Source organism: Mycobacterium sp. HM-7, from assembly GCF_053852335.1.
Genome location: NZ_CM132657.1, coordinates 813,846 through 832,380, shown reverse-complemented (window position 1 = coordinate 832,380; position 18,535 = coordinate 813,846). Strand labels below are relative to the sequence as shown.

The following is an 18,535-nucleotide window of genomic DNA, read 5'->3' as shown; positions in this document are numbered from 1 at the left end:
TTCTATTCGCAGACCCGGATAGAAAGTGAGCGCAGTGCTGACCGAGACCCGTGCGTCGTCGCGCCCGACCTGGTCCCTGCTGGGCCCGGCGTTCGTCGCTGCCATCGCCTACGTGGATCCGGGCAACGTCGCGGCCAATATCAGCGCCGGCGCGAAGTTCGGCTTCCTGCTGGTGTGGGTCATCCTCCTGGCCAACGTCATGGCCGGGCTGGTGCAGTACCTGTCGGCCAAGCTGGGCCTGACGACCGGTCGGTCACTGCCGGAACTGGTCGCCGAGAACTGCCGTACGCCGACCCGGATCGCATTCTGGGTACAGGCTGAAATGGTCGCCGTGGCAACTGATCTCGCTGAAGTGGTAGGCGGTGCCATTGCGCTTCAGCTGTTGTTCGACCTGCCCATGCTCGTCGGCGGCATCATCACCGGCGTGGTCTCCATGTGCCTGCTGTCGGTGCAGAACCGTAGCGGCCAGCGGGCATTCGAGCGGATCATCGCCGGGCTGCTGATGATCATCACCATCGGGTTCCTCACCAGCCTGTTCGTCGATCCACCCCCGCCCGGCGACGTCCTCGGCGGCGTGGTGCCCCACTTCGCCGGAACCGAGAGCCTCCTGCTGGCCACCGCGATCCTGGGTGCGACGGTCATGCCGCACGTCGTCTACCTGCACTCCGGCCTCGCCCGTGACCGGCACGGAAAGCCCGATAGCGGGGCTCCGCTGCGGCACATGCTGCGCGTCACGCGCTACGACGTCGGCCTGGCCATGGTGGTCGCGGGTGCGGTGAACCTGTCGATGCTGCTGGTCGCGGCGACGCACCTGCAGGGCGTCGAAGGCACCGACACCATCGCCGGCGCACACGCCGCGGTCGGCAATGCCCTGGGGCCGGCGATCGCGCTGTGCTTCGCCATCGGCCTGCTGGCCTCGGGCCTGGCGTCCTCGTCGGTCGGCGCGTACGCCGGCGCGATGATCATGCAGGGCCTCCTGAACCGGTCGTACCCCTTGCTGCTCCGCCGGGCCGTCACGGTCATTCCGGCGTTGGTGGTGTTGGCCGTCGGATTCGACCCGACCCGCGCGTTGGTGATCTCCCAGGTCGTGTTGTCGTTCGGCATCCCGTTCGCGCTGATTCCGCTGATCCGCCTCACCAGCAACCGCGCCGTGATGGGCGAGCACATCAACCACCGGGTCGTCACGACCCTGGGATGGGCTGTGGCCGTGCTGATTTCGGTGCTGAATGTGGTCCTGATCTACCTGACCGTCACGGACTGATCGCCGCCGCGATCTCCCCGCCGCGGACGGCCACGTTCGACAGCAGCGTCGCGCCGAGCCCGTGGCTGTGTTCGACCGTCGCGCCATTGAGATAGATGTCGCCGGGCGCATCCGGCCTGGCCACCAACTTGTAGTCGCGGGTGGCCATCGGGTGGCCCCGGTCGTCGAACTCATAGCAGGACGCCAGCTCACCCAGGAACGCCGACACGTCCATCGGCGCATATCCGGTCGCGTAGACCACGGCATCGCAGCGCACCGTCTCGGTGGTGTTGTCGATGAGGTTGCGCACGCCGAGCCGGACCTCCGCGTCATCTTCGTCGGCGCGGGTGACTCTGCAGGCGCGGTGCAGGAACAGCCGACGGTCCCCGCTCACGCGTTCGCCGTACTCGCGTTCATACAGGTCCGCGATGAGGTCGACGTCGACGGCCGAATAGTTGGCCGACCGGTGATAGTCGAGCAGCCGCTGACGTTCCACGCTGTCCGCGCCGTAGAACTCGTCGACCGCGGCGGGGTCGAAGATCCGGTTCACGAAAGCGCTGTCGTCGGCGAGGCTGTACCCGTACCGGCCGAACACCGCGTGCACCTCGGCGAGCGGGTACGTGTGGTGCAGGTAGGCGACCACCTCGGCGGCGCTCTGCCCCGCGCCCACCACAGCGAAGCGGCCGTGTTCCAGTGAACCGAGGGCTGCCAGGGCGCTGAGCAGTTGGTGGCTGTGCCACTGCCGCAGGCTCGACCGCGTACCGGCGGGCAGCACCGGGTGCAGGCCCGTGCCCAGCACCAGGGTGCGCGCGGAGACGACCTCGCCGGGGTCCAGCTGCACCGCGAATCCGGCGTCGCTCCCGGCCACTCCGACCACGCGGCAGCCGTAGTGCACGTCGGCGGCGAACTGGTCGGCGGCCCACTGCAGGTAATCGTGGAATTCGTGCCGGCTGGGAAACACGTCATGACGGCCGATGAAGTCGACCAGTCTGCCGCGCGCACTCAGGTAGTTCACGAACGTGAATGCGCTCTGCGGATTCCGCAGCGTCGCCAGGTCTTTGAGGAACGGAATCTGCATCCGGGTGCCGGGCAACAACATGTCGCGGTGCCAACCGAAGTGCGGTTGGGCGTCGACGAACCGGCCGCGCACACCGCGCTCGGCAAGGGCCACCGCCAGCGCCAGATTCGACGGCCCGAATCCGATCCCCAGCATGTCGGGGATTTCAGGTCTGGACATGATTGCGGGTGAGCCGAGAAAGGTACAGCTGATGCACCATGTCCCGGTTGATCAGCACGACGAAGTCGGCCATGTCGAATTCCGGGTCGTACGACGGCTCCCCACAGATCACGCCGCCGATCCGCAGACTGCCTGCCACCATCGGCGGAATCCGCACCCGGCCGGGGTCGGGCAGCTCCGCCAGTGGAATTCCGTTGACCTGTACTGGATTTCGTGGCGTGACACGGAACTCGTCCGGTGCCGGATGCTTCCGGAACGCGCGGTCGAGAACCCCGCGCACCAGTGCACCGCGCGGGCCGCCATCCGCCATCCGTACCGACAGACTGCCGATCGCCCACCGGTAGCCGGTCAGTTCCTGATAACGCAGGATGCCGGCCCACAGCATGGCCCCCACCGCGCCGCTGCGATGGTCGGGATGCACGCTGGCGCGACCGAGCTCGACCAGTGACGGCCGCAACGCGTCGAGGCCGGGGCCCAGTACGAAGTTGGTGTCGGTGAAGATGCCGCCGGCGGCGCTGGCGCCGTCCGGGGGCAGCAGCCGGTAGCACCCGACGATCGCCCCGGTCTGTTCATCCCGGGCCAGCAGATGATCGCTGTAGGCGTCGAAGCGGTCGACGTCGATCATCTCGCCGGTACGCGGGCCGCGAATCGCTTGTGGGAGTGCGGCACCCAACTCTTCGGCGAATGTCTGGTACCGCAGCCGCTGCGCCGCCTCGATCTCGTCGGGGTCGTCGGAGATGACGATGCTGTAGCGGCCGGAATCGGTCGCTGGGATGAGAACAGCAGCACCGACCATAACGTTTGAAAATATCCGCATCCGGGCTCGGCCGTAGCAACTTTGGCTAATCCACAGCCTCGGTCCGAAATGTTTGCCGGGTGCCGGTCCGGATGAGCAGTGCCACGACCAATGTGGCGGTGGTCGCGGCCAGGGCGGCAGCCGTCAGCGCGGACTGCATGCCGGCGGCACCGGCTTCCCGCGCAAGTGTCGCAAGTGCGGGACGCAGCGGGTCGGGTACGACCTCGAGCGCCCGCAAACCGGCGCCGGCGGCCAGCCCGTCACTCAGCTGTCGGGCGGCTTCGACTCGAAGGCCCGGTACTGCGGAAAGCCGCGATGCGGCAAGGTCACCCGCATGCCGGCTGAACAATGCACCGAGCCCGGCGACGCCGGCCAGAATGCCGATCTGGCGCGCCGTGCTGACCGTTCCCGTCGCCATTCCGGCGTCGGCAACCGGCACGAAGCGCAGCGCCGCGTCCGACGTCAACGCGGACAGTCCGCCGAGTCCCAGCCCCGCCACCACCGACCCCGAGATGAAGTGCGTCCACGTCGTATTCGCGTTTACTGCGGTCATCATCCACATACCCACGGCAATCAATGCAACGCCGGCGGGGATGGTCGCCACCACCGGGATCCGCCGCGCCGCCACCATTGCCGTCGGAGCACCCACCACGATGGCGAGCGTCAGCGGCAATGCCCGCAGCCCCGCCCCGAAGGGACTGAACCCCAACGTGTTCATGAAATAGAGCGCGAGGTAGTTCGTCGAAGCGATCAGCGTGCCGGAGGCGGCGAACGCGGCCACGGAGACACCGGCGAAGCCGGGACCGGCAAGCAGCCGCACGTCGAGCATCGGCTCGGCCAGACGGGACTCGCGCAACGCGAAGCCCGCCAGGGCGACCACACAGAATGCACTCAGTCCCAACATGATCGGGCTGGCCCAGCCGAAGCGGTTGCCCTCGATCAGCACGTACACACCAGCGAACAGCGCCGCCGTCAACACCACGGTGCCCCCGACGTCAACCGGACGGGACCGCGCGACGACGCTCTCGGGAACGGCGAAGATGACGATGTACAGCGCGAGCACGCCGACCGGCAGGTTGATCAGGAAGATCGACGGCCACCCGTACGCGGTGACCAGCGCGCCGCCCAGCAGCGGCCCGACGGCACCGCCCGCCCCCATCGCCGCGCCGTACGCCGCGATGGCGCCCGCGCGCTGCCGCGCATCGGGGAACGCGGCCGCCAGCATCGGCAACGACACCCCGAGCAGCACCGCGCCGGCCGAGCCCTGCACCGCCCGCAGTCCGTTGAGCACGTCGATGTTGCGGGCCAGCGCGCACCCGGCCGAGGCGAACATGAACACCACCAGTCCGCCGAGGTACAACTTCCGCCGCCCCAGCCGGTCGCCCACCGTCGCCGCCGTCAGCAGCAGACCGGCCATCGGGAGGGCGTAGGCGTCGACCACCCACTGCAGCCCCGACAGGGGCGCGTGCAGGGAAGCCTGGATGTCGGCCAGTGCCGCGGCGACGATCGTCATATCGAGCAGCAGCATGAACACCACCACGCAGACCGCGGTCAGGGTCAGTCTGGCGCTCACACCTGCAGTTTGCACCGGCGGGGACGCCCCGCGCGTCCGTAAGGTCGAACACATGACGAGAGATTTCCGGTTCGGCGTCGGCTTGCGGCACACCGACAGCGGGTCAGCGGTCCAGGACGCGGCGCGCCGCGCCGAGGACCTCGGCTACGACGTCCTCCTGGTGCCCGACCATCTGGGCGCTCCGGCCCCGTTTCCGGTGCTGGCGACCGCCGCCGCCGCGACCAGCACGCTGCACCTGGGCACCTTCGTGTTCAACGCATGCTTCTACAAGCCCGCGCTGCTGGCCCGCGACATCGCTGCCATGCGCGACCTGACCGAGGGGCGTTTCGAAACGGGCCTCGGTGCCGGGTACGTCAAGGAAGAATTCGATGCCGCCGAGCTGCCGTTCCCCAGCGCGGGAAAGCGAGTCGAGTATCTGGCGCACGTCACCACCCACCTGCGCACCAACCTGCCCGACGTGCCGGTGATGATCGCCGGTGCCGGTGACAAGCTGCTGACGGTCGCCGCCCAGCAGGCACAGATCATCGGGCTGACCGGAGGCGGGCCGCCCACCGATGACCACGATCCCCTCGCCGAGCGAATTTCGTTCGTGCGCAACGCTGCCGGCGACCGATTCGATGAGCTGGAACTGAACCTCGCCATCACCGCGGTACCGACCGACGGCTCCGGCATCCCGAATCTGTCGATGACGCGGCATTTCCAGCCTGATGTCAGCGATGCCGAACTGATGACGACGCCCGGTGTGCTCAGCGGCAGCACCACCGAGATGGCCGACCGGATCCGCGAGTTGCGCGAGCGCTACGGGGTCAGTTACTTCATTGTCCAGCAACCGCATTCGGAGAAGTTCGCGAACGTCATCGCAGAATTGCGCTGACCGCCCGAGCGGGACCGGCCTGGCCCATGGGCTCGTAGACGGCGAACTGCAGCACGGCGTTCAGGATCAGCTGCGCGATGCCGTCCCATGGCGTGGCCTGTACCGGCCGGGTGGAAGCGAAAGGCAACGCCACCGCGGTGGCCGGACCGGCTTTGGTGTCGATCGGGATGGTCTGCCCCGGCGCGCCGTAGATTCCGGTGTCGGTACCGGCGAACATGTCGTTGATCCAGCCGCCGGCGAGCGTCTTCACCGCTTCGACGTTCGACGACCGCGAGAAGCCGGCGATCACGTACTCGGCGAACTGCAGCACCGGGTTCGCACCCTGTAATCCGTCGATGTGCCGACCCCCGACGAGCATGACGCCGTTGAACTGTCCGGGCCGGGCCGCTTCGAGTTCGCGGCCGACCAGACCGTCGATGTTCCAGACGTACGGCTCAGATGAAATGTCGTATATCGGCCGGTAATCGGCGCCGCTCAGCTTCTGCAGCGCGGCGGGCACGACCCCGTTCAGGTCGACCGAGTCCATCAGGACCACGCCCTGCAGATGCGCGATGGCGCCGTTGTCCACCATGCGGCCGGCAGCCGAGGTGACCAGCGCGCCGCCGAGCGAATGCCCGACCAGGACGAAATTGGTGGGCAGCACTACCTCGTGTCCCGCTGCGGCACTGGCGCTTTCGGTCAGTGCCGAGCGGTCGCCGGCGAACAGGTCGGCCACCGCCTGCTGGTCTGCCGAGCCGCCGATCCACCGGGCCTTGGAGTCAAACGCATTGGAGGACAACGTCGGAGCCACCACGATGCTGTTGGTGCTCTGCGCCAGTGCGGCCAGCGTGTAGCTGTACATCGGGGCGACAGCCATGAATCCGTGCTGGAAGTAGACCATCCGGGTCGTCGAATCCGCGTTCTGCGGGAAATACCAGTTCGCCTGGACCTTCTGCCCGGTGTCGGGCATGGTCAGGCTGGACACCTTGACCGTGACCGTGCTGCCCCGCGGCAGTACCGGCGGGCCGGCGAACGCGAGCATGGCGCCGCCGATGACGTTGAACACGAACGATCCGATGATGTTGAGCAGGGTGGGCCGTGCGGATTTCGCGACCGTGGTCGCGATGGGCGTCGCGGCGGCGGTAGTCGTGCCGGTCGCCGCGACGGCCGCCGTCTTGGCCACGACCCTCGGCTGCGACGTCGTCGCTGAGGCCGGCTGCGCGGCGGCCACCACAGTTGGCGACTTGGCCGGCAAGGCATTCGGAAGCTTCACCGGCGGAGCCGTCGGCTTGGGCCGAACCGCTGGCCCGCGCACCACTTTCTCCGGGCTCGCGGGTTCGGCCGTAGCTCGCTTCTCCGACTTGCTCTTGCCAGGTTTGGCGGAGTCCTTGGACTTCTTGTTGCGGGGGACGTGTTCGGCGAGCTCACGCCCGTGCCCGTCGGTCGCGGGCTTCGTCACCCCGGATTGAGACACCCCGGTCTGTGCTGATGCCTCGGCCGCGCTGTGGTCAGTGCCGGCGGCGTCGTCGGCCCACGCCGGTGCGATCGGCAACCAGAGCGCCAGACACCCCGAAGCCAGCATTACCCATACCGATCTGGACCACCGCGTCATCAACGGCACGCTAGCCCGCAGCTCGGCACACGGGAGGAAAATGAACAAATTGGTTGTCCTGTTTCATTAATGCTCGGAGCGCCGGCTCATCCCTACGGCATACTGGGGACCCCATCACCCCCAATCCCCCGGCAGGACATCGGAGTGTCAGCACCGCAGCGCAGGCCCCGAGGGCGTCCGGTCGGTGGCGGCAACACCACCGAGCAGGCCCGGCAGGTATTGCTCGACGCCGCGGAGCAATACTTCGTCGAAGGCGGCGGCGCGGCATTCACCATGGAGGCCATCGCCGCCGAAGCGGGCTACTCCCGCAGTGCCATCTACCGGCAGTTCACCAACAGGCAAGAGCTCATCGCAGCGCTGGTGCAACGCACCACACAGCGGCACATGCTGGCGATGCTCCAGCAGGTAACCGCGGACGCGACGCCTATCGATCTGCTGCTGGACAGCCTGGTCATCGTCGCGTCGCAGCTGGTGCACGACCCGCTGCTGAAGACCGTCGCCGCCCAGACGCCCGACGGCACCGTCGCCACCCTCATCGCCAACGACGGATCACTGACCCGGATGGTCCAGTCCATGGTCGAGGGCATGCTCGCGGAGAGCGTGCCGGGCCAATTCCGCGCCGGCCTGCACCCCCACGACCTGGCACAGTTCATCATCTCGACAGCACTGAGCCTCCTGCTGGACGTGGTGCCCGGCAGCAGCGATCCGACGGTCGCGCGGAGCTACCTCGAGACCTTCGTGTTGCCGGCCATCGTCGAAAAACCCCCACCGGCGACGCGCGTGTTTCCGGAGTAGCGGACTCGGGTAGCCAACCCCCGTGCTCAAGGAACTTCAAGGCCGACGGATCGCCATCCTCGCCGCCGACGGGGTCGAAAGGGTCGAACTCGACCAACCGCGCGCCGCTGTCGAGGAGGCCGGTGGCTCCGTCGAGGTGCTGTCGCTCGAGGCCGGCGAAATCCAGGCCCGCAACCACGATCTGGAGCCAGCCGGCACCATCGCGGTGGACCGCCCCGTCGCCGAGGTGCGGGTCGACGCTTTCGACGCGCTGATTCTGCCCGGCGGCACGGTCAACCCCGACAAGCTGCGGCTCGACGAGACCGCGGTGGCGTTCGTCGGCGACTTCGTCCGCTCCGGCAAGCCTGTCGCGGCCATCTGTCACGGCCCGTGGACTCTCGTCGAGGCCGACGTCGTCCGTGGCCGCAAAGTGACCAGTTATGCGAGCGTTCGCACCGACCTGCGTAACGCCGGCGCCACTGTGGTCGATCAAGCAGTGTGTATCGACGGCAATCTCATCACCAGCCGTTCGCCCGCCGATCTACCGGCGTTCTGCGAGGCCATCACCGAGGCGTTGGCGAGCAGCCCGGCCCAGACCTGAGATCGGCTGGGCGGTGACAGCTATGACCACGCGTAGTCCTGCTGACGCGCCGGAAGCCGCGCCCGGTATCCGGCAGCGCAACTTCGTCTTCCTGGCCGTCGTCCTCGGCATGCTCCTGGCCGCGCTCGACCAGACCATCGTGGCGACTGCCCTGCCGACCGTCGTCGCGGATCTGGGCGGCGCCGGGCACCAGTCGTGGGTCGTCACGAGCTACCTGCTCGCCTCGACGATCGTGACCGCGGTGGTCGGCAAGCTCGGCGACATCTTCGGTCGCAAGAAGGTCTTCCAGGTCGCGATCCTGCTGTTCCTGGCCGGCTCGGTGCTGTGCGGACTCTCGGCATCGATGGGGATGCTGGTCGCATCTCGGGCGCTGCAGGGCCTGGGTGGTGGCGCGATCACCGTGACCGCCGTCGCGGTGATCGGCGAGGTCATCCCGCTGCGCGAAAGAGGCAAGTACCAAGGCGCTTTGGGCGCGGTGTTCGGTGTCACGACTGTCGTCGGCCCGTTGCTCGGCGGCCTGTTCACCGACCATCTGGGCTGGCGGTGGGCGTTCTGGATCAACGTGCCGGTGGCGGTGGCGGTCATCGCGATCGCGGCGGCGGCCATTCCCGAACTGGCCCGAGCCGGCCGGCCCGCCCTCGACTACGCGGGCATCGCGCTGGTCGGGCTCGGCGCCGCGGGTCTGACATTGGCAACGAGCTGGGGCGGCACCACCTACGCGTGGGGTTCGGCCACGATCATCGGGTTGTTCGTCGCCTCCGTCCTGGCACTCGTCGGCTTCGTCATGGTGGAACGTCGTGCGCCCGAACCGATTCTGCCGATCCGCTTGTTCGCCAACCCGGTCTTCACAGTCTGCTGCGTGCTGTCGTTCGTCGTCGGGTTCGCGATGCTGGGTGCGCTGACGTTCCTGCCGACCTACATGCAGTTCGTCGACGGCGTCTCGGCGACCGCGTCAGGACTGCGCACCTTACCGATGGTGGCGGGCCTGCTCGTCACCTCTCTGGGCAGCGGCGCGATCGTGGGCCGCACCGGGCAGTACCGAATCTTCCCGATCGCCGGCACGGCCATCATGGCGCTGGGCTTCGTGCTGTTGTCGCGAATGGACGCCGACACCTCGACGCTGACCCAATCACTGTTCCTGTTGATCCTCGGCACCGGGATCGGGCTGAGCATGCAGGTGCTGATTCTGGTGGTGCAGAACACCGTCGACTTCTCCGATCTCGGTGTCGCCACGTCCGGCGTGACATTCTTCCGCACCATCGGAAGTTCGTTCGGTGCCGCGATTTTCGGCTCGATGTTCGCGAACTTCCTGGGCGACCACATCCCGTCGGCCATGCGGGCCAGTGGCGCACCACCTGATGCGGCGACCTCTCCGAAGGTGTTGCACAGCCTTCCGCACGACACCGCCGCCCCGATCATCGGCGCCTACGCCGACTCCCTCAGCCAGGTGTTTCTCTTGGCGGCACCCGTCGCGGCCGTCGGCTTCGTCCTCGCCCTGTTCCTCAAGCAGGTGCCGCTGCGTGACGCGGCGGCCAGCGGTAGCACCGACATGGGTGAGGGTTTCGGCATGCCGACCACCGAGTCGCCGGAGAAACTGATCGAAGTCGCCGTCGGCCGGTTGTTGCAACACAGCAACGGCATTGATCTCGAAGCGGTGGCACGCACCTCGAACAGTCGCCTGGGCACAGCGCAGTTGTGGGCACTGATGCTGATCTACCGGTACGCGGCGGCGACCGGGGCCGCTGATCTGCTCGACATCGCGGACGACCGACGGGTGCCACGTCAGGTCCTCGAACCGACCTTCGATCGCCTGGTCGCCACGGGATTCGCGACGCGCTCCGGAACCGAGTACTCGCTGACGCCGGCCGGCGCTGCCGAGGTGGGTTCGGCGCGCAATGTGATCTCGAGCTGGATCACCGAAACCCTCACGCAGTCAGGCGAATTCCAGGGCGTGCCGGAGCGGATTCACGTCCAGAGCGCACTCGACCGCATCGCCCGCGGTGTACTGATCGAACGGGAGACGGCCCGGAGTGGGATTCGACCGCCGAAACTCGGTCCGCCACAGCGCTTTGTCGCCGAGCAGCCCACCACCCGGATGCGCGCGGCGAGCCCGGAGGAGCAACCGACTCGACCGTTCCGCCCGCACGCCACGCTCCCGCGCGGCTGACATGGTGGCCGGGACGGTCCTGGTTTGCGGCTGGACCGTCCCGGCGGTGCCAGTAGGAAACCGACCCGGGCGCCCGGATCTGTGCAGCCGGAGAGATGCGACGGCGATGTCGGAGCCACTCCAGCGGACGTCGAGCACGGATTCAACTGACGGTGGCTGAATAACCCGCTCCGGCGCTTTCAAACACGCGGCGTGACGGAAAGACAGCAAAGCCGGTGGATTCAGAGTCAGGAGGGGTGGGTATATGACGACCGGCGCCGGAGTACGCGGCCTTGCCACCATGGGCGGCCCGCACCCACCGGCAGCGAAACACAGGAGGATATGACATGAAGCGCTCAACTCGAGTCACGGGCCTGATCCCGATGCTGGCCGCCGTTCCGATGTGCCTCGGCCTGCTCACGCCGACGACGGCCGCCGCAGAAGCTGACTGCAGCCCGGATGCCGTTGCGAACACCGTCAGTTCGGCCACCGGCGCGGCCAGCAACTATCTCACAGCGCATCCCGATGCCAATCAGGTTGTGGTGGCCGCATACTCGCAGCCGCGGCCGGTGGCGTCGGCCAATCTCCGGGCATACTTCACGGCCCACCCCCAGCAGTATCAGGACCTGCGCGGAATTCTGGCGCCGATCGGTGACACTCAGCAGCGGTGCAACGTGACGGTACTGTCGCCCGAAATGGCCACTGCCTATGCCGAATTCATGGCCGGCTGAATATGGCGATGACCGGACCTCCGGACGCCTGCCGCCTGGCCTCTTTATGGTTGGCCGACCGCGAGACGTCGCCGTCCTCGCCGCCGTCACCGGAGTCGACCGACCTGGCCTCGCCTGCTGACGTGGTTGTGATCGGCGCCGGCATCACCGGCCTGACCACCGCCGTGTTGCTTGCCCGGGCGGGTAAGAACGTCACGGTTGTCGAGGCACGGCATGTGGGCGCCGGCGCGACCGGCAACACCACCGGCAAATTGAGCGTCTTGCAGGGCAGCAAGCTGGCGCGCATCGCCGCCCGGCACAGCGCGGATGTGTTGCGGGACTATGTCCGTGGTAACGCCGAGGGGCGAGACTGGCTGGTCCGGCATTGCGAGAACCATGGGATCCCGTGGCAGTCCGAAGCGGACCACGCCTACGCCCAGACGTCCTCCGGCCTCGCGATCGCGCGCGATACGTTCAGCGCCTGTCAAGAGGCGGGCTTGACGGAAGCCGAGTGGATCGAGTCCGCCGATGTTCCGTTTCCGTTCCACGGCGGCGTGCGATTGCCCGATCAGGCACAGCTCGATCCGGTGCCGCTGCTGAACAGCCTGGCACTCGAACTCGAAAGTCACGGCGGCACATTGTTGCAAGGGGTCCGCGCGGTGTCGGTGGCCGATGACGGGCTGTTGCGCGTCACGCTGCGAGCAACGCATCCCACGGTCGATGCCGCGGGCTCCCACATGTCGGTCACCGGCCACCGCTGCATATTGGCAACCGGAACGCCGATCCTGGACCGCGGCGGATTCTTCGCCCGGTTGACGGCGAAACGCTCCTACTGCATGGCATTCGATTCTCCCCACGAGGCAACGGGTGGCATGTTCATATCGGTCGATTCACCCACCCGGTCGGTGCGCTACGCGCCATCCGCGGGCGGTGAGAAGCTCATCGTCGGTGGCGCCGGCCATCCGGTGGGCCGCGGCGAAGCACCCGCCGGTGGCGTCGCCGAGCTTGCCGAGTGGGCGGAACTGCACTATCCCGGCGCGACTCCGACGCACTTCTGGTCGGCGCAGGACTACTCGCCGATCGACGAGCTGCCGTATGTCGGCACATTACTCCCGGGTTACGAAAGAATCCGGGTGGCAACGGGTTTCGACAAGTGGGGCCTGACCAATGGGGTGGCGGCTGCCCTGATCCTGTCCGCCCAGGTGCTCGGTGGCCACATCGAATGGGCGCGTGCATTCGCCAGCTGGAATCCACACGAACTACGTGCGGTGACCGCTGCGCTGCGCGCGAATCTCGAGGTCGGGCTCAATCTCGTCAAAGGTTGGGTAGCGCCGGTTACCGCGTCGCCGGACGGGCTCTCCGAAGGCGCGGGTGTCGTCAGCGGATTGCCGTGGCAGCTACGGGCCGACAGTTTGGTCGACGGTGAACACCGCACGGTGTCGGCGATCTGCCCACACCTGGGCGGTGTGGTGCGGTGGAACGACGCCGACCGGGCCTGGGAGTGCCCGCTGCACGGTTCACGGTTCGCCGCCGACGGCCGGCTCCTGGAAGGGCCCGCCACCCGGGGCCTCTCGGAGATCGCCCGGCCGCAGTGAGCTGTTGCCGTCCGCCGAGTCGGGGACCCGGGCGATCAGCCCGTGCGATGCAACGACATTGCCTCGAGTTGGTGGACGAACTCGCTGACATCCGCTGCGGTCGCGGGGTCGACGGTCTCCCAGCCGACTGCGACGTCATGTGCGACGCGCAGCATCGCCGGTCCCTCATCGATCAGCAGCCGGCTCAGACCAAGCGCAGCACAGGTTTTCAGCGCGGGAGCCAGCACCCAGCGGGCCTTCTCATCGTCGCCGGCCATGGCGAGGCACTGCGCGTATTGAATCCTGGCCTGCAGGTGCGCACGTGGCCGCTGCAGCTTGTCGATGTGTTCGAGCCGGACGCGGGCCCGCTCGCACGCGGAAGCCGGCGACTCGGGCCGACCGTCGCGCAGTAGCAGCCTGATTTGCGCATCCTCCCGGAATTCCGCTGTCAGATCGCCGCTTTCATCGAGGTCCTGCACGCCGTGCGCCATGACGCGCCGTGCCAGCGCCGGGTCGATCTCGTTGCCGGACAATGCCGAGACGCGAATCTGGGTGAGTTTCAGTCCCGCCTCCAGCCGCGGCAGCCCCAGTGCCCGGGCACGCCGGATGCCTTCCGACAGTCGGTGTTCGGCGAGCGCTGTGTCGCCGCGGGCGTTCTTCACGTAGGCCCCCGCGCGCTGGGTCGCGAGCATCACGTCGACGATGCCGCCCTCGTTGCCGAGTTCGTACGCCTCGTCGAGGAGAACCTCCGCTTCGTCGAGTTGGCCACGCTCGTAAAGCAATTCACCCAGTAGTGCCCCGGCGAGCTTGGCGATGTAAGTCGGGCTCCCGGACGGCAGCAGGGCGATCCTGATCGCGTGCCGCAGGTGCGCCTCGGCGCCGGCGACATCGAGTTGTTCGTTCGCGGCGAGCGCGGCGATGAGATACCCGTAGCCGACAGTCATCGGCCCTGCGATGGACCGCCGATACTTGTGCGCCCACCGGTGCCAGCGCAACGCCCCGTCGAAGTCAAACTTGCGCAGCGCAACGTACGAGAGGGTGTACGCGGCACGGCACAGTACGAACGGCGCCAAGGTGTCGGTCCGGGCCACACATGCCCGCGCCGCTGTTTCGGTGAACGCATCGATATGGTCGGCGTGCCCGGCCATCACGACGCGCAGCAAGTCCAATTCGCTACGGACGTCATCGATTTCGTCGTCACTCAGGAGGTCGATGTTGTCTTCCGCCACTTGCAGCGCGTCGGCCACGGCGACCGGACGACGAAGGATGACGTTGGCCCATGCCAGGTTGGTCTGCAGCCGCGGTCGCTCTTCGGCCAGATGCGGCAGGAGCTTGCCGGCCAGACCCGTCAGCGTCATGAGCTCGCACTGCTCGAGCAGATCCGAAGACACCTGTTCGACGGCGTCGACCGCCTGTTCGTCGTCACCCGCGTACGTCCAGTGATCGACAGCCTCGTTGTACATCCGGTGTTTCATGAACCACTGTGCGGCTGTGCGATTCAAATCCGTGACGCGGTCTTCGTCGTCGCGCCTCAACCGGTGGCGAAGATAGTCCGCGAAGAGATTGGAGTAGCGGAACCACGTGCCGTCCGGGTCCGTACGCCGCAGGAACAGGTCGCGCCGCTCGATGTCCTCGAGCATGTCCCGGCTGCGCGGGTTGCCGGTGAGCGCGGCCGCCAAGCCGCCGCAGATCTGTTTGGTGACGCACGTCGCCGACAGGAACTCGACGAGCTCGGGCTCCAGGCTGTCCAGCACGTTGGACGTCAGATAGTCGCCGATGACCTTGTCCGATCCGGAGAGCCGGCCGACGAGCGCGGCGGCGTCGCCGCCGTCCCGGAGGCTCAGCGAGGCCAACTGCAGGGCGGCCGGCCAGCCGTCGGTCGACTCTTCGAGGTCGGCCACGACGGCCCCGGACAGATCGAGCCCGCACCGATCGACCAGGAGGGTCCGGGCTTCGCCGACATCGAACCGGAGCAGCGAAGCGTCGATCTCGACCAGTTCACCCTGCACGCCCAGCGTGCCCAGCGGCAATCCCGTGCCGGACCGGCCGGCCACGATCAGGTGCAGGTGATGGCAGCCCTTCTCCAGCAGATAGGCCAGGGTGTCCAGGCTCTCGGCTGCGGTGATGCGGTGCCACTCGTCGATCAACAGCGCCATTGTCTGCTTGTGCGAGTGCAGCCAGTCGATCAACAGGCTGGGCACCTGCCGGAGCGCGGAGTCCGGCCGTTCGTCGAATTCCTGCTGCAGCACGTCGGCGAGTTCCGGCAGCGCGACGCGCACCGCCTCGATCAGATGCGCCACGAACCACAGCGCGTTGTTGTCGTCGGCATCGACAGTCAGCCAGGCCGCCGGGAGCCCTTCGCGAACCAGCGCCTCGCCCCACTGGGTCGCCAGCATGGTCTTGCCGTACCCGGCCGGCCCGTGGATGAGCACCAGCTTCGGCCGACGTCCGGCACCGAGGCGGTCCAGGATGCGCCGCCGGGGCACCGGCGGGCGGCTGAACGTCGGCGGCCGAAACCTGGCCGGCGAACTGGGTGGATAGGTTGACCGTCCCGAACCGTCGGTCCGTAGTCCGATCCCGCCCGAAGATCGCCCACCGGTGTCCGGCGCCGACTCCACCCCGTCGTACTCCCCCTCCGGGAGTTCCAGCGGCACGTCCGCGATGTTCAGCCCGATGCGTGTGCCGGCGGCCCGCAGCAGCTCGCCGAATTCCGCGGCGGTCCCAGGGCGCTGTGCCGGATCGACGTCGAGTGCCTGCTCGAGTGCCACGCAGACCGGGTCGGCGACCCCGTTCGCACGCAGGTCGGGCACCGGTCCGGCGAGCACGCGCCGGGCAAACGCGATGGGGTTCTCACTTTTCTGGAACTGGAATGGCGGCTCGCCCTTGATCAAGTTGAAGACGGTGGCGGCGAGCGCGTAGATGTCGACGGCCGCGGTCGGCGCCGAACCTTCGAACAACTCCGGCGCGGTGTACGACGGCGATCCGACGAAGACATTCATCGTGGCTTCCCGGCCGCCCGCAATCCGGGCGATGCCGAAGTCGCACAACTGCGGCTCTCCGTATGCGGAGAGAAGTACGTTGGGCGGCTTGACATCTCGGTGCAAAACGCCGGCCCGATGCGCGGTTTCCAGCGCCCCGGCCAGTCGCACCCCGACCGTCAGGGCCTCCCCGGCCGCCAGCGGTCCGTGCCGGCGGATCCACGCAGACAGCGTGTTCCGCCGGAGGTACGGCATGACGATGAACGGCCGCCCGGTGAACGTCAATCCACTGTGCAGCACCGGCACGATGTTCGGATGACCTGACACCCGGCCCATCGCCCGCTGCTCCCGCTCGAAGTTCTCGAGGTCGACGTCGTCGGAGTCGGCGTTGAGGACCTTGATGGCGACGAGCCGGTCCAGCGACGGCTGGCGGCAGCGGTAGACGACGCCGAACCCACCGCGCCCGACGGGCTCGGCGCCGTAGAAGCCCTCGGCTTCGAGCTCCGCGACGATGCCGGTCGCGACGCCGCGTTGCGTTTCGTCGGGTTCGGACACGTCGGAGGCCTTCGGGTCGGTTGCTGTCGTCACCATCAATTGTCGGCTCGGCGGGCCCTAATGGGGGCGACCCGGGGAAATTGCTGGGCCTTTGTTCCTTACGGACAACGATTTCGCCCAGATCGCCAAAAGATTGTCTCGGCGGTACCTGGGTCGCGAACCGCGTCCGCCGTACCTTTGTTGTATCAGCTTCCCGTTGAGTACTCGCCAAATATCAACGGAACAAACACATTTCACCAATCACCAGGAGTACCCCCATGTTCGAAATGAACTTCATCGTCGACGGCTTCATCATTTTCGCGATCGGCTTGTGGCCGCTGCTGCTGGTCGCCGCCGCCGCCGGCGTCCGCTGGTTCACCGCCCGGCGCAGCGCCGCCGCTGCCGCCGTCCAGTCGGTCACGTTGCCGCACGTCGCAGCGCCGGCCCGCGCGCGCACCCTGGCCTACGCCGCCGGCCAGTGACAAATTGACGTCCCGGCCTGCCGCGGGTCCCGCGCGCATTCGGGGATAGGCATGCCCACGAGGCCCTAGAGTCGGGCAATGGCTCGCAGTCACGACACCGGGGTGCTCTCCGCCGAGACCGCCGCCATGATCGTGGATCGGTTGAGTAACAAGCTGCCCGCGATGACCCGCTCCATTCAGGAGATGCTGGTCCAGGAGCGCGCGGAGATGGCCGGAGACGGCGAACTGACGGCACTGCTGTACGACGCGGTGCAAGGCAATCTCGAAGCATTCTTTCCCGCGATCCGCCATGGGATTCCCATCGATCGCATCGAGCCACCCACCGCGGCACTCGAGCACGCGCGCCGGCTGGCGCAGCGCGGCACCGATGTCGGCGAGCTGGTTCGGGCATACCGGCTCGGCCACCACGGCGTCCTCAAGGTGATCCTCGACGAAGTCCGGGCAGCGCAGCTCGACACCGACCTGGGGTTGCAGGTCTTCGAAGAGATCGCCGCCAGCTCATTCACCTACATCGATCAGGTGTCGCACCAGGTCGTCAATGCCTATCAAGCCGAACGCGACCGCTGGCTGGCCAATCGGAACCAGATGCGCGCATTGCGGGTACGCGAGGTACTCGATGGGGGTGACCTCGACATCGACGAGACCACCGACCTCATCCGCTACCCGCTGCACCGCGTGCATCTCGCACTCATCGCCTGGTGCGCCGAGCTGGCCGACGGCGACGAATTGGCCGCCATGGAGCGGTTCATCGCCGATCTGGCAGCTGCTCTGGGTGCTCGCGAGCGCCCCCTGTTCGTCGCATCGGATCGGACCACCGGGTGGGCCTGGATTCCGCTTCCTGCCGACGCCGCGGATCCGGTGGGCCGGATCCGCGAGTTCGTCCGGTCGCGCCCGGACGCGCCATGGCTGACGACGGGCACCCCGCTGGATGGGCTCGCCGGATTCCGCCAGTCGCACCGCAAGGCCGTCGCCGCCCGGACGGTCGCGATGGCACCGGGCGCGCCGCCGCGGCCCGTCACCGCCGCGGATGAACCGGGACTCGTCGTCGCAGCACAGTTCTGCTCCGACCTGGATCACGCCCGCGCCTGGGTCGGCCACGTCCTCGGCCCGCTCGCCGCGGACACCGACAGCGATGAACGGCTGCGGGAGACCCTCCGCGGGTTCTTGCGCAACAACTCCAGCTTCAAATCCACCGCCGACGAGCTGCACCTGCACGTCAACTCGGTGAAGTACCGCGTACAGCGCGCCGTCGAGCGTCGCGGCCGGCCGATCGAAGAAGACCGCATCGACGTGGAAGTCGCACTGCTGCTTTGCTATTGGTTCGGTACCGCGGTTCTCGCTCCTTAACGCAACCTGTGGATTCCGGCAAAGTCCGTACACCATCGCGGTCGACAAGGGACGCTGTGGGGAGAACCAGTAGCGCCA

Annotated in this window: 14 protein-coding genes; 9 read left to right on the top strand and 5 right to left on the bottom strand. The window is 67.6% G+C overall.

Going from position 1 to position 18,535, the window contains the following annotated elements:
- Window positions 1–34: 34 nt before the first annotated feature.
- Window positions 35–1,261 carry an Nramp family divalent metal transporter gene (locus ACWW1C_RS03980; protein ID WP_455984134.1) on the top strand — a complete coding sequence of 409 codons (1,227 nt, stop codon included), beginning with the start codon at window positions 35–37 and terminating at the stop codon, window positions 1,259–1,261.
- Here the strand turns inward: ACWW1C_RS03980 and ACWW1C_RS03975 are convergent.
- From ACWW1C_RS03975 to ACWW1C_RS03965, 3 genes are read right to left on the bottom strand one after another with little or no spacing between them, the layout of a single operon-like run.
- Window positions 1,251–2,477: a lysine N(6)-hydroxylase/L-ornithine N(5)-oxygenase family protein gene (locus tag ACWW1C_RS03975; RefSeq protein ID WP_455982236.1), complete on the bottom strand. Its 1,227-nt coding sequence runs from the start codon at window positions 2,475–2,477 to the stop codon at window positions 1,251–1,253. The genes ACWW1C_RS03980 and ACWW1C_RS03975 overlap by 11 nt on opposite strands.
- Window positions 2,464–3,273, bottom strand: a complete 810-nt coding sequence (locus tag ACWW1C_RS03970) for a GNAT family N-acetyltransferase (RefSeq protein WP_455982235.1) — start codon at window positions 3,271–3,273, stop codon at window positions 2,464–2,466. The genes ACWW1C_RS03975 and ACWW1C_RS03970 overlap by 14 nt, the downstream gene beginning before the upstream one ends.
- A gap of 46 nt (window positions 3,274–3,319) precedes the next feature.
- A complete protein-coding gene (locus tag ACWW1C_RS03965) occupies window positions 3,320–4,834 on the bottom strand; it encodes an MFS transporter (RefSeq protein ID WP_455984133.1) in 1,515 nt (504 codons plus the stop codon).
- Between the two features lie 64 nt (window positions 4,835–4,898).
- Here ACWW1C_RS03965 and ACWW1C_RS03960 point away from each other — a divergent pair, with 64 nt between their 5' ends.
- Complete coding sequence (locus tag ACWW1C_RS03960; RefSeq protein ID WP_455982234.1) at window positions 4,899–5,720, top strand: LLM class F420-dependent oxidoreductase; 822 nt, start codon at window positions 4,899–4,901, stop codon at window positions 5,718–5,720.
- Here the strand turns inward: ACWW1C_RS03960 and ACWW1C_RS03955 are convergent.
- Complete coding sequence (locus tag ACWW1C_RS03955; protein ID WP_455982233.1) at window positions 5,701–7,311, bottom strand: alpha/beta hydrolase; 1,611 nt, start codon at window positions 7,309–7,311, stop codon at window positions 5,701–5,703. The genes ACWW1C_RS03960 and ACWW1C_RS03955 overlap by 20 nt on opposite strands.
- Before the next feature lie 144 nt (window positions 7,312–7,455).
- Here ACWW1C_RS03955 and ACWW1C_RS03950 point away from each other — a divergent pair, with 144 nt between their 5' ends.
- The 5 genes from ACWW1C_RS03950 (at window position 7,456) to ACWW1C_RS03930 (ending at window position 13,137) form a co-directional block, all read left to right on the top strand.
- Entirely contained in the window at window positions 7,456–8,106 is a 651-nt protein-coding gene (locus ACWW1C_RS03950; RefSeq protein WP_455982232.1) for a TetR/AcrR family transcriptional regulator, read from the top strand.
- Window positions 8,107–8,128: 22 nt separating this feature from the next.
- On the top strand, window positions 8,129–8,686 hold the full coding sequence (locus tag ACWW1C_RS03945; protein ID WP_455982231.1) for a type 1 glutamine amidotransferase domain-containing protein: 558 nt from the start codon (window positions 8,129–8,131) through the stop codon (window positions 8,684–8,686).
- Window positions 8,687–8,708: 22 nt separating this feature from the next.
- Entirely contained in the window at window positions 8,709–10,853 is a 2,145-nt protein-coding gene (locus tag ACWW1C_RS03940; protein WP_455982230.1) for an MDR family MFS transporter, read from the top strand.
- Window positions 10,854–11,179: 326 nt separating this feature from the next.
- Window positions 11,180–11,563, top strand: a complete 384-nt coding sequence (locus ACWW1C_RS03935) for a heme-binding protein (protein WP_455982229.1) — start codon at window positions 11,180–11,182, stop codon at window positions 11,561–11,563.
- A 2-nt stretch (window positions 11,564–11,565) separates the two neighbouring features.
- Entirely contained in the window at window positions 11,566–13,137 is a 1,572-nt protein-coding gene (locus ACWW1C_RS03930; protein ID WP_455982228.1) for an FAD-dependent oxidoreductase, read from the top strand.
- Between the two features lie 35 nt (window positions 13,138–13,172).
- On the opposite strand, the gene ACWW1C_RS03925 is transcribed toward ACWW1C_RS03930, so the two are convergent.
- Window positions 13,173–16,682, bottom strand: coding sequence for a protein kinase domain-containing protein (locus tag ACWW1C_RS03925; protein WP_455982227.1), 3,510 nt, complete (start codon window positions 16,680–16,682; stop codon window positions 13,173–13,175).
- Window positions 16,683–16,906: 224 nt separating this feature from the next.
- Here ACWW1C_RS03925 and ACWW1C_RS03920 point away from each other — a divergent pair, with 224 nt between their 5' ends.
- Together ACWW1C_RS03920 and ACWW1C_RS03915 are read left to right on the top strand one after the other, a co-directional pair.
- A complete protein-coding gene (locus ACWW1C_RS03920) occupies window positions 16,907–17,110 on the top strand; it encodes a hypothetical protein (RefSeq protein WP_455982226.1) in 204 nt (67 codons plus the stop codon).
- Between the two features lie 78 nt (window positions 17,111–17,188).
- Window positions 17,189–18,457 carry a PucR family transcriptional regulator gene (locus ACWW1C_RS03915; RefSeq protein WP_455982225.1) on the top strand — a complete coding sequence of 423 codons (1,269 nt, stop codon included), beginning with the start codon at window positions 17,189–17,191 and terminating at the stop codon, window positions 18,455–18,457.
- Window positions 18,458–18,535 lie beyond the last annotated feature (78 nt).